Source organism: Ralstonia sp. GX3-BWBA (assembly GCF_003290055.1).
GTDB classification, from domain to species: domain Bacteria; phylum Pseudomonadota; class Gammaproteobacteria; order Burkholderiales; family Burkholderiaceae; genus Ralstonia; species Ralstonia holmesii.
The window spans coordinates 1-11,323 of record NZ_QMKS01000013.1 but is presented as its reverse complement, the minus strand read 5'-3'; the positions used below and the strand labels follow the sequence as shown (position 1 = coordinate 11,323).

The window sequence follows — 11,323 nt, the reverse complement described above, 5'->3', positions numbered from 1 at the left end:
TGGCGCCTTGAATTTGTGTAAGCGGGCGGAACAAAGACGGGGAACTGTCTGAGCGCAGCGAGTTTTCCCCGTCTCCGCCCGGTTACACAAATTCAAGGAAGGGGTCGCCATCTCGGGCGCGCCTTTCTTTGCTTACTTTCTTTGGCAAGACAAAGAAAGTGAGTCGCCCCCGGCAGGGGGTGAAAGGGAGATGAACCACCAAGGTTCAAACAACAACCCCACCGGAAACACCAAAATGCGCCGCTTCCGCAACACCAAAATCCTAGCCACCCTCGGCCCCGCCAGCAGCGACAAAGACACCATCCGCGCACTGTTCGACGCCGGCGCAGACGTCTTTCGCTTGAACTTCAGCCACGGCTCGCACGAAGACCACCGCAAGCGCTACGACACCGTGCGCGCGGTGGAGGCAGAGACCGGCCGCCCGATTGGCATCCTCGCTGACATGCAAGGCCCGAAGCTGCGCATCGGCACGTTCGCCGATGGCCGTGTCGTGCTCAAGAACGGCGATCGCTTTGTGCTCGACCGCGACCCGACGCCGGGTGATGTCACCCGCGTGCACCTGCCGCACCCTGAGCTGTATGCGGCTGCCGCGCCAGGACAATCGCTGTTGCTCGACGACGGCAAGATCCGCCTGGAGGTGGAAGCCGCCGATCCGACGGTCATCGTCACGCGCGTGGTCGATGGCGGGCCGCTGTCGGACCGCAAGGGCGTGAACGTGCCGGATGCGGTGATCCCCATTCCGGCGCTCACAGAGAAAGACCTGCGCGACCTGGACTTCGCCCTGTCGCTGGGCGTCGATTGGATCGCACTGTCATTCGTGCAGCGCGCCGAAGACGTGATCGCCGCGCGCGAGATCATTGGCGACCGCGCCGGCCTGCTCTCCAAGATCGAGAAGCCCGCAGCGCTGCTGCATCTGGAAGACATCGTGCAGGCGTCCGATGCCCTGATGGTGGCGCGCGGCGACCTGGGCGTGGAACTGCCGCCCGAGCGCGTGCCTGGCGTGCAGAAGCGCATCCTGCGCATGGCGCGCCACCACGGCAAGCCGGTGGTCGTGGCCACGCAGATGCTGGAATCGATGATTGAGGCGCCAGTGCCGACGCGTGCCGAAGCGTCTGACGTGGCCAGCGCCGTGTATGACGGCACCGATGCCGTGATGCTGTCGGCCGAGTCGGCCAGCGGCAAGCATCCGGTGGCTGCGGTCAGCATCATGAACCGCATCATTGCCGAGACCGAGCGCGACCCGCTGTACCGCAACCTGATCGACGCGCAGCATCAACCGCCGCTGCCCACGCGCCAGGACGCCATCTGCGCGGCCCTGCGCGACGTCACGCACATCCTGGGCGCAGTGGCCACCGTCACCTACACGTCCAGCGGTCAGACCAGCCTGCGCGCCGCGCGCGAGCGGCCGCTCGCGCCCATCGTGAGCATCACGCCGCGCCTGGATACGGCGCGCCGTCTGGCGATCACGTGGGGCGTGCACAGCACGGTCAGCCCCGATGTGAGCAACGTCGACGAAATGGTGGATGCAGCGTGCCGTGCCGCTGCGCGTGAAGGCTTTGCCGTGTCGGGCGACCAGATCGCCATCACGGCGGGCATGCCGTTCGGCCAGGCCGGTTCAACCAACCTGCTGCGCCTGGCGGAAATCTGGCCGCAGACGCTGGTCAGTGCGCAGACGCAAACCACTGCACTGCAGCCCGAACCGGTAACGGTCTGACGTGACGTCGGGCCAGTAGGCGGATCAGACCACTTTGGAGTAGCGCGGGACGAAGGTGACGGGCTTGCCCTCGGCTTCCACCGCGCGCTCCGTGCCTGCCTCACGCAGGTGCGAATCGAACACCATGGCGATGCGGCGTACGAGCAGCCGCCCTTGCGGCGTGATGACGATACGCTCGTCCCCTACCTTCACCAGCCCGGCTTCCTCCAGGGGTGCCAGCGCCTGCAGCTCGTCCGCAAAGCTGCGCTTGAAGTCCAACCCGTGGCGCGCACCGAATGCGCGCATGTTCAATTCGAACCCGCACATCAACTCGCCAATCAGCGCGCGGCGCACGTGGTCGTCCGGCGTGAGCGACATGCCGCGCAGCACGGCAAGTTCGCCGGCGTCGATACGTGCGTAATAGGCGTCGAGATCCTTCTCGTTCTGCGCATACACATCACCCACGCGGCTGATGGCGGACACGCCAAAGGCCAGCATGTCGCAATCGGCGTGCGTCGAATAGCCCTGGAAATTGCGCTGTAGCCGCCCTTCGCGCTGCGCGATGGCGAGTGCATCGTCAGGCCGCGCGAAGTGGTCCATGCCAATGTAGACATAGCCCTCGGCAACGAGGCGCTCCACCGTCATCGCCAGCAAATCGAGTTTTTCGTCTGCGGTCGGCAGCGTGAGCATGTCGATGCGGCGCTGCGCCTTGAACAGATGCGGCAGGTGCGCATAGCTGTAGACGGACAGCCGATCAGGCGCCATCTCCAGCACACGATCCAGCGTGGCGTTGAAGGTTTCCGTGCGCTGATACGGCAAGCCGTAGATCAGGTCGAAGCTGATCGACTCGAAGCCCAGCCGGCGCGCCGTGTCGACCACGCGGCGTGTCTCTTCCACGCTCTGGATGCGGTGGACCGCGCGCTGGACATCGGGGTCAAAGTCTTGAATGCCGAGGCTTGCACGGTTGAACCCGATTTCGGCCAGGACTTCAAGCGTGGCGTCGTCGGCGTGGCGTGGGTCGAGTTCGACGGAAATCTCGCCATCGTTGGCCAGATCGAAATGCTCACGCGAGGCGGCCATCACGGCGCGCATTTCGTCGTGCGCGAGGAAAGTGGGCGTGCCGCCACCCCAATGCAACTGCGTCACGCGGCGCAGGGGGCCAATCTGGTTGGCCACCATCGCCATCTCGCGGGCGAGGGTTTCAACGTAGCGTGCGCTGCGCGAGCGATCCTTGGTGATGACCTTGTTGCAGCCGCAGTAGTAGCAAAGGTTCGCGCAGAACGGCAGGTGCATGTACAGCGACAGCGGCGCATGCAGCGCGGGCGCAATCGCCGCGCGGCGGTGCAAGGCGTCGAGGTAATCGGCGTTACCAAATTTGTTGTGAAAGCGGTCTGCCGTCGGGTACGACGTGTAGCGCGGGCCGTGCGTATCAAAGCGCTGCGCGAGCTCGCGCACCTGCGGCGCCGACCAGCGGAAGGCGGTGTCATTTGCGGCGGACGGATCGTCGGCCGGCTTGGCGAACGGAAACATGGGGCGATTGTTGTGGGGGCGATGGTTCATCCTAAAACTGCGGTGCGGGTGTCGCGTTGATGTGTGTCAACGTCAGTCACCGCCCGTTCAAACGCATCGCCCCCTCCGCCGGGAGGGACCCAACTTCACCGATCTGTCACGTTCTACCCCCTAACATCGACAATCGGCACCATGGCCGCGTCGCCAGCCATACGCTGGCCGTCACAACAACACAACAGCGCAGGTCGTCGACTCGATTTTTTGGGGGAAACACCATGTGGCAGAGACTGGCACGCCGCGGCGCATGTGCGCTGGCCTGCGCGGCCGTGACGCTGGCGGTGCATGCGCAGGGTACGTCTTTTGTCGTCGGCCAACTGGTCGAACGCGGCGCAGACCAAGCCGACTACGCGCGCGACTTCATGGCCGGCGCCAAGGTTGCATTCGATGCGGCCAACCAGAACGGCGGCATCAAGGGCCGGCGCATCAGCCTCGTCCGGCGCGAAGCTGCGCTTGGTGAAGCCGTACCGCAGGCCGTCGACATGATCGATCGCGACCATGTGGAAGTGCTCTTTGGCGTAAGCGAACGCCTGCTGCCCGCGCTGGCCGCGTCTGCCGAGATCGCACGGCGCAACGTGCCGCTGCTCGCCCCGCTCTCGGGCGCGACATCCGCGTCTGACAACGTCCTGTTCATCCGCCCCGATTACGACCACGAGATCGTCGCTGCGCATAACCGGCTGCGGCAGTTCGGGATGCGGCGGATTGCGCTCGTCACTGCAGCAGGCTTTGATCCGCAGCTTGGTGCGCGTCTGCGAGGCACGTTAGCCAAGGGGAGCACTGGGGAGACGCTGGACCTTTACACGCTCACCGGAGACCCGGCGGAACTTGCTGCCCGTATTGCACTGACAAAACCCACGGCAGTGATCATCGCCGGCGATACGCTGACCTACGCCACCGTTGGGCGTGCGCTGGCGCAGCAGGGGTGGTACGGCTTTCTCGTCGGGCTATCGTCGGTCAACCCACAAGTGGCGCGGGAAATCCTGGGCGCGGGGTACAGCGGCGGCATGCTGCTCGCACAGACGGTGCCGAACCCGGCCAGCGGCGCCACCAAGGTCGCGCGCGAGCATATGGCGCGGATGAAGCAGTTTTTGGATGAGCCGCCTTCTGCTGCAACGCTGTCGGGGTATATCGCTGCGGTGTATTTGATTCAGTCGATGAATGCCAGCGGTGGCAAGGTTGCCGGTGCAGAACTGCGGCGTGCATTGCAGACCCGCGTTGATGTGGGCGGATTCACGCTTGATTTCACGCGTGGGAATCGGGGGAGTGAGTTTGTTGATCTGAATTACATTCAGGGGGCGGGGAATTGATTGGGACTTGGTGGTCTGCTTCTGTTTCAGCCCCGGCAGGGGATGAAGCAAGGGATGCACCACAAACAAAGAACAAAAAAATCAATCACGAAGCCACAGGTTTCTTCGCCGCCAGCAACCCCTTCAACGCCCCGAGCCGATCCTTCGGCGACATCGCCGGCATGGTGTCCTCCGGTGTCGGCCCCGCGTCTTCGCCAAGCTTCATCTCCGCGATATAGCGCGACGGCTCACACACCACCGTCTCCCGCGCACGCTTGCGCTTCTTGCACCAGCTGATATGCAGACTGCGCTGCGCCCGCGTGATGCCCACATACATCAACCGCCGCTCTTCTTCGATCTTCTCGTCGGTCAGATCATCGTCTTCGCGGCAGTGCGGCAGGATGCCCTCTTCCACGCCCACCAGGAACACGTGCGGATATTCGAGCCCCTTGCTCGCATGCAGCGTTGACAGGCGCACAGCATCCGGGTCCTCTTCCTTGCCTTCGAGCATGCTGATCAGCGCGATGGTCTGCGTGAGCTCCAGCAGGTTTTTGCCGGCGTCCATCAGGCCATCGGCATTGTCGAAACCGGTGGCCTCTTCGTCGTCGTCTTTCTCGGGCTTGGTGCCCTTGCGCTTGAGCCAGTCGAGAAACTCCAGCACGTTGGTCCACTTGTTCTGGGCCTGGCGCTCGTCGTAGGTGTCATACAGGTAGGCCTCGTAATGGATGCCTTCCATCATCTCGTCGAGCAGCGTGGCGGCGGGCTCCTTGGCGGCGCGGTCCGACAGCCGCACGATGAACTCGCAAAACACCCGTAGAGGCTCGAGCTGGCGCGGCGCCAGTTGGGCTTCGATGCCGCCCATCATCGCCGCTTCGAACAGCGACACCTTCGCCTGTCCCGCAAACGAACCCAGCACTTCCAGCGTCGCGTTGCCCACGCCGCGCTTGGGCGTGGTGATGGCGCGGATGAACGCAGGATCGTCATCAGCATTGGCAATCAGCCGCAGGTAGGCACACAGGTCCTTGATCTCGGCCTTGTCGAAAAAGCTCTGGCCGCCCGAGAGCACATACGGAATGCGCTCGCGGCGCAGGATCTGCTCAAACAGGCGTGCCTGGAAGTTGCCGCGATACAGGATCGCGTAATCCCGAAACTGCGCGCGGCGCTCGAACTTGTGGGCAGAGAGCTTGAAGACCACGCTCTCGGCTTCGTGCTCTTCGTCATTGGCGCTGGTCACGTTGATCGCGTCGCCCATGCCGTGCTCGCTCCACAGCGTCTTCTCGAACAGCTTCGGGTTCTGCGCGATCACGGCGTTGGCCGCGTTCAGGATGCGCACGGTGGAGCGGTAGTTCTGCTCCAGCTTGATGACCTTCAGGTTCGGGAAATCCGTCTGCAACAGCTTGAGGTTGTCGAGCGTGGCGCCGCGCCAGCCGTAGATGGCCTGATCGTCGTCGCCCACCGCCGTGAAGGCCGGCGCACGCAGGTGTGAGCCACCCGCCAGGAGCTTCAGCAACTGGTACTGGCAGGCGTTGGTGTCCTGGTATTCGTCGACAAGGAAGTAGCGCAGGCGGTTCTGCCACTTCAGCCGCACCTCTTCATTGCGCGCGAACAGCTCGGCAGGAATACGAATCAGATCGTCAAAATCCACGGCCTGATATGCGTGCAGCGTCGCAACGTAATTGCGGTAGACGAGCGCCGCCTGATGGTCATCGACGTTGTTGTTGGCGAGCGCCTCGGCAATCGCGGTGTCCGGGTCGACGAGACCGTTCTTCCACAGCGAGATCGTGCTCTGCACACGGCGGATCAGTTGCTTGTCGGTGGTCGCCAGTTGCTCCTGGATCATCCCGAAGCAGTCGTCCGAATCCATGATCGAGAAGCGCGGCTTGAGGCCCACGTGCTCGGCCTCGGCCCGCAGGATCTGCACACCGAGCGAGTGGAACGTACACACCGTCAACTGCTTGATGGGAATGCGCTTGCCGTCTTCGCGTGTCTTGCCGTCCATCAGCTTGGCCACGCGCTCCTGCATTTCCTTGGCGGCCTTGTTGGTGAACGTAACGGCAGCGATGTGCCTCGGTTCGAAGCCCTTGTCGAGGATCAGGTGCGCAATCTTCTGCGTAATCACGCGCGTCTTGCCTGAGCCCGCCCCGGCCAGCACCAGGCATGGGCCGTCGAGGTAATGCACACCTTCGGATTGGGCAGCATTGAGCCCGTGGGCGAGACCGGAAGACATGGGAAGAGGCAGAAGAAAAAGCAGGCGGGAACGTACAGCGGAAGGCGATGGTAGCACGTGCGATCCGATGGTTCCCGCCGTCGGCACGGCGGCGGGTGCCCAGGGGCCTCGCCTCCGTTTTTTTATTTTTTTGTCGATTTTTAGGCTCGCAGTTTCCGATGGAGTCGTTTTTTAAACCACGTTTTTGACGCATTTCCTTTTGCGCGGCACAGCGAGGTCGCTACCAGATTTTGGAATCCACTGATTGATGGTTGTCAAATTCAAAACTAAGAATTGGCTGACATCTGTAATTTCTTGTGGTGGCAATGGGCATCTTTATGTCATCAAAACCAGCGGTCTAGCATCGGCCGTACGCCTTGATGTAGGAATTTTCTGATCTTGCGGATTCCATCGCTTATTGCGATGCGCACGAAAATCAACAGAACTTGCCCCTTGATTTCTACAGACTCTGCGCCGGCTGATCCGCGGCACGGATCAGTACCGGATTCCGTTTCTTATTTCGCAGGGTAATTGACATGAACAAGGCATATCGCGTCGTTTTCAACAAAGCGATTGGCGTATGGATGGCAGTTTCGGAAATCGCGCGTGGGCGTGGCAAGGGCCGTCCTGTTGTGCGGGCTGCGGTTTCTGCGCTGATCGCGGGCACGGTATTGCTTTCTGCGCCTGGGGCGATGGCGCAAACGCTGATCGAGCAGCCGGACGCTGGAGGGCCGATCAATATTGGCCGCGGCGTGACCGGTGGTTCGGTCAATTTCACTAACTTGGCGGGACAAAACCGTCGCCTGACGGGTGTTCAAAATGGTATCGGCACAACCGATGCCGTGACCGTCAATCAGCTCAACGATGCGCTTACCGCACTCGGTGGCGGTGCTCGCCTCAATAGCGTGACGGGTGCCGTTGTTGCGCCGACCTACACACTGGGTGCGGACAGCATGGGAAGCACGACGTACTCAACCGTGGGCGGCGCGCTCGGCAATCTGGACGATCGTATCAAGGGTAATGCTGCCAGTATCGTCACCAACGCCAACAACATCACCAACCTCACCAACGGCACGGCCGGCATGGTCCAGCAGGCTGGGGCTGGCACTGAGATCAGCGTAGCGAAAGACACCGATGGTGATGCTGTGAACTTCGCCGGCAAGGACGTGGACGGCAACGCCATCACGCGCAAGCTGACCAACGTCACCGCTGGTACGGCAGACACCGATGCCGTGAACGTCCAGCAGCTCAAGAACGCCGGCCTGATCGGCAACGACGGCAGCGTCGGCAACGCCGTCATCTATGACGATGCCACCAAATCCAGCGTGACGCTGAACAAGGGTGGCGATGCGGTGCAACTGGGTAACGTCGCCGACGGTAAGGTGGAAGCCGATAGCAAGGACGCTGTCAACGGTGGCCAACTCAATGACGTCAAGTCCGTCGCCGATAACGCGGCCAGCTTGGCCAGCAATTCGGTGCAATACGACGCAGGCGGCACAAGCGTGACGCTCCAGGGCGCAGGCACGGGGCCGGTGCAGGTCAAGAACGTGGCCGAAGGTACGGACGACACCGATGCCGTCAACGTACGCCAGCTCAAGAACACCGGCCTGGTCCGCGACGACGGCAGCATCGCAAACGCGCTCGTGTACGACGATGCCACCAAATCTAACATAACGCCTAACAAGAGCAGTGCGGCGGTACAACTGAGTAACGACGCCGACGGTAAGGTGGAAGCCGATAGCAAGGATGCCGTCAACGGTAGCCAACTCAATGACGTCGAGGCCGTCGCCGATAACGCGGCCAGCGTGGCCAGCAATTCGGTGCAATACGACGCAGGCGGCACGAGCGTGACGCTCCAGGGCGCGGGCACGGGGCCGGTGCAGGCCAAGAACGTGGCCGAAGGTACGGACGACACCGATGCCGTCAACGTACGCCAGCTCAAGAACACCGGCCTGGTCCGCGACGACGGCAGCATCGCAAACGCGCTCGTGTACGACGATGCCACCAAATCTAACATAACGCCTAACAAGAGCAGTGCGGCGGTACAACTGAGTAACGACGCCGACGGTAAGGTGGAAGCCGATAGCAAGGATGCCGTCAACGGTAGCCAACTCAATGACGTCGAGGCCGTCGCCGATAACGCGGCCAGCGTGGCCAGCAATTCGGTGCAATACGACGCAGGCGGCACGAGCGTGACGCTCCAGGGCGCGGGCACGGGGCCGGTGCAGGCCAAGAACGTGGCCGAAGGTACGGACGACACCGATGCCGTGAACGTACGCCAGCTCAAGAACACCGGTCTGGTCCGCGACGACGGCAGCATCGCAAACGTGGTCGTGTACGACGATGCCACCAAATCTAGCGTGACGCTGAACAAGGGCAGTGCGGCGGTACAACTGGGTAACGTCGCCGACGGTAAGGTGGAAGCCGATAGCAAGGATGCCGTCAACGGTGGCCAACTCAATGACGTCAAGTCCGTGGCCGATAACGCGGCCAGCTTGGCCAGCAATTCCGTGCAATACGACGCAGGCGGCACAAGCGTGACGCTCCAGGGCGCAGGCACGGGGCCGGTGCAGGTCAAGAACGTGGCCGAAGGTACGGACGACACCGATGCCGTGAACGTACGCCAGCTCAAGAACACCGGTCTGGTCCGCGACGACGGCACCATCGCAAACGTGGTCGTGTACGACGATGCCACCAAATCTAGCGTGACGCTGAACAAGGGTGGCGATGCGGTGAAGCTGAGCAACGTAGCAAATGGCGTGGCTGACAACGACGCTGTGAACTTCAGCCAGCTCAACAGTGTTGGCAGCGCCTTGGGCGGCGGTGCCGGGTTCAACAACGGTGTGTGGACGCCCCCGATGTATTCGTTCACGGACAAGACCGTGCATAACAACGTGGGTGATGCGCTCGCGAACCTCGACGGCCGCGTCAACAAGCTGGAGGGTGCCACGAGCGATGGCGGCGGCGCGGAAAATCCTCGGTTTGTCGGTAGCGGCGGCAGCGGTGACCCGGCAACGAAGGAGGAAGCCGCAGCAACCGGCAACTACTCCACAGCATCGGGCGCCAACGCCGTTGCCAGCGGTGCAAATTCCACGGCGACCGGTGCCAATGCCGTCGCGTCGGCAGACAATGCTGTCGCAGTGGGTGCTCACTCGGTGGCCGATCGCGCCAACAGCGTGTCGGTCGGCTCCGTTGGCAACGAGCGCTCCATCACCAACGTTGCAGAAGGCACGCAAGCTACGGACGCCGTTAACAAGGCACAGCTCGATCGCGTGGACAACAAGGTGGCCGATGTGCAACAAGGTCTGGGGAACGTGCAGAACCAAGTCAATCAGGTCGACACCAAGGTCAATCGCGTGGGTGCAATGAGTGCCGCCATGTCGACCATGATGGCCAGCGCTGCCGGCCTGCAAACCGATAACCGCATGGCCATCGGCACCGGGGTGTACCGCGGCCAGGCAGCACTCGCGATCGGCTACCAGCGCAAGATCGGCTCGCGCGCCACGGTCACCATCGGCGGCTCCACGGCAGGCGGCAGTGAGTACAACGTTGGGGTCGGCGCTGGCTTCGGCTGGTAAGTCAACCACGTTGAGCGGCTGAAGGTAAGCGGACGCGCACTTCACGGGCGCGTCCGCTTACCTGAATGCACGCGCCAGCACCACATTCGTTTGCGCCCCCCGGCCTTCTGCGCCGCGTTACACGGCTTACGTGTGGTTACACGAAGACCGTAAGCGCGTCGGCAACGCGGTTCGTTATAGGCAGGACAGCGGCTGAATCAGTCGGCCGCCCACCGGAGAAACCACCATGAACCGTATCGTCAAAGCCCTGGCCGTTACCGCCGTCGCCCTGTCCGCCACCACCGGCGCCTTCGCCCAGACGCAGTGGCAAAAAGACCACCCGCGCCGCGCCGAGGTCAACCACCGCCTCGCTAACCAGAACAAGCGCATCCACAACGAAGTGAAGGAAGGCGAGATCACCAAGGGCCAAGCGCGCCAGCTGCACCGGGAAGATCATCAGATTCGCCAGGAAGAGCGCGACATGGCGGCTCAGAATGGCGGTGCCATCACCAAGCAGGAGCAGCGCACGCTGAACCAGCAGGAAAACCAGGTCAGCCGCCAGATTGGCAAGTAAGTCACAGCAAGACCAACCAACACCCGCACTCCGGCCACACCCTTGGGGCTTGGCGATCTCGCCAGCGCCCCGAAGCTGTGGCCGTTGTCTTTGGTCTTTGGCCTTTGACGTACCTGCCCTAGATGGCGCCTTGAATTTCTGTTGCAGAGAGGAAAAAGGAAGGGAAACTGTCTGAGCGCAGCGAGTTTTTCCCTTCCCCTCTCTGCGACATAAATTCAAGGGGAAGTCGCCATCTCGGGCGCGCCTTTCTTTTGCTTACTTTTCTTTGGCAAGACAAAGAAAAGTGAGTCAGCCCCGGCAGGGGATGAAACGAGGGATGGACCGAAAGCATCAAGCCAGCCCTCCTCCAAAAAGCCGCCGCCCCCCAATTGACAATCCCATCCCCCTTCCGTAAATTCCGCTCATCCATCCGGGAGAGCGTGCCCGCCGTACACGGCAAGG

The 11,323-nt window shown here is 62.4% G+C and carries 7 protein-coding genes; 4 read left to right on the top strand and 3 right to left on the bottom strand.

The window, feature by feature from the left end:
* Positions 1 to 235 precede the first annotated feature (235 nt).
* On the top strand, positions 236 to 1,714 hold the full coding sequence (gene pyk, locus DOD19_RS16285) for a pyruvate kinase (protein ID WP_024977269.1): 1,479 nt from the start codon (positions 236 to 238) through the stop codon (positions 1,712 to 1,714).
* Between the two features lie 24 nt (positions 1,715 to 1,738).
* Here pyk and hemN read toward each other — a convergent pair whose 3' ends face one another.
* Positions 1,739 to 3,223 (bottom strand): oxygen-independent coproporphyrinogen III oxidase, encoded by a 1,485-nt coding sequence (gene hemN / locus DOD19_RS16280; protein WP_112186620.1) that lies wholly within the window; start codon positions 3,221 to 3,223, stop codon positions 1,739 to 1,741.
* 254 nt (positions 3,224 to 3,477) lie between these two features.
* Between hemN and DOD19_RS16275 the strand changes: the two genes are divergently transcribed.
* Complete coding sequence (locus tag DOD19_RS16275; RefSeq protein WP_112186617.1) at positions 3,478 to 4,566, top strand: ABC transporter substrate-binding protein; 1,089 nt, start codon at positions 3,478 to 3,480, stop codon at positions 4,564 to 4,566.
* 85 nt (positions 4,567 to 4,651) lie between these two features.
* On the opposite strand, the gene DOD19_RS16270 is transcribed toward DOD19_RS16275, so the two are convergent.
* Complete coding sequence (locus DOD19_RS16270; protein ID WP_112186615.1) at positions 4,652 to 6,772, bottom strand: UvrD-helicase domain-containing protein; 2,121 nt, start codon at positions 6,770 to 6,772, stop codon at positions 4,652 to 4,654.
* Positions 6,773 to 7,287: 515 nt separating this feature from the next.
* On the opposite strand from DOD19_RS16270, the gene DOD19_RS16265 reads away from it, so the two are divergent.
* Positions 7,288 to 10,329, top strand: coding sequence for an ESPR-type extended signal peptide-containing protein (locus tag DOD19_RS16265; protein ID WP_112186613.1), 3,042 nt, complete (start codon positions 7,288 to 7,290; stop codon positions 10,327 to 10,329).
* A 226-nt stretch (positions 10,330 to 10,555) separates the two neighbouring features.
* The gene (locus DOD19_RS16260) at positions 10,556 to 10,882 is read left to right on the top strand and encodes a hypothetical protein (RefSeq protein ID WP_024977264.1); all 327 of its coding nucleotides are present in this window, start codon (positions 10,556 to 10,558) and stop codon (positions 10,880 to 10,882) included.
* A 118-nt stretch (positions 10,883 to 11,000) separates the two neighbouring features.
* On the opposite strand, the gene DOD19_RS27740 is transcribed toward DOD19_RS16260, so the two are convergent.
* A partial coding sequence (locus DOD19_RS27740; protein WP_239498020.1) for a hypothetical protein occupies positions 11,001 to 11,323 on the bottom strand: 323 nt, incomplete at its 5' end.

What these genes read in the sequence shown, in the direction of transcription:
- DOD19_RS16265 (WP_112186613.1), top strand. Translation starts at nt 7,288, where the DNA reads ATGAACAAGGCATATCGCGTCGTTTTCAACAAAGCGATTGGCGTATGG.
- DOD19_RS16270 (WP_112186615.1), bottom strand. Translation starts at nt 6,772, where the DNA reads ATGTCTTCCGGTCTCGCCCACGGGCTCAATGCTGCCCAATCCGAAGGT.
- pyk (WP_024977269.1), top strand. Translation starts at nt 236, where the DNA reads ATGCGCCGCTTCCGCAACACCAAAATCCTAGCCACCCTCGGCCCCGCC.
- DOD19_RS16275 (WP_112186617.1), top strand. Translation starts at nt 3,478, where the DNA reads ATGTGGCAGAGACTGGCACGCCGCGGCGCATGTGCGCTGGCCTGCGCG.
- DOD19_RS16260 (WP_024977264.1), top strand. Translation starts at nt 10,556, where the DNA reads ATGAACCGTATCGTCAAAGCCCTGGCCGTTACCGCCGTCGCCCTGTCC.
- hemN (WP_112186620.1), bottom strand. Translation starts at nt 3,223, where the DNA reads ATGTTTCCGTTCGCCAAGCCGGCCGACGATCCGTCCGCCGCAAATGAC.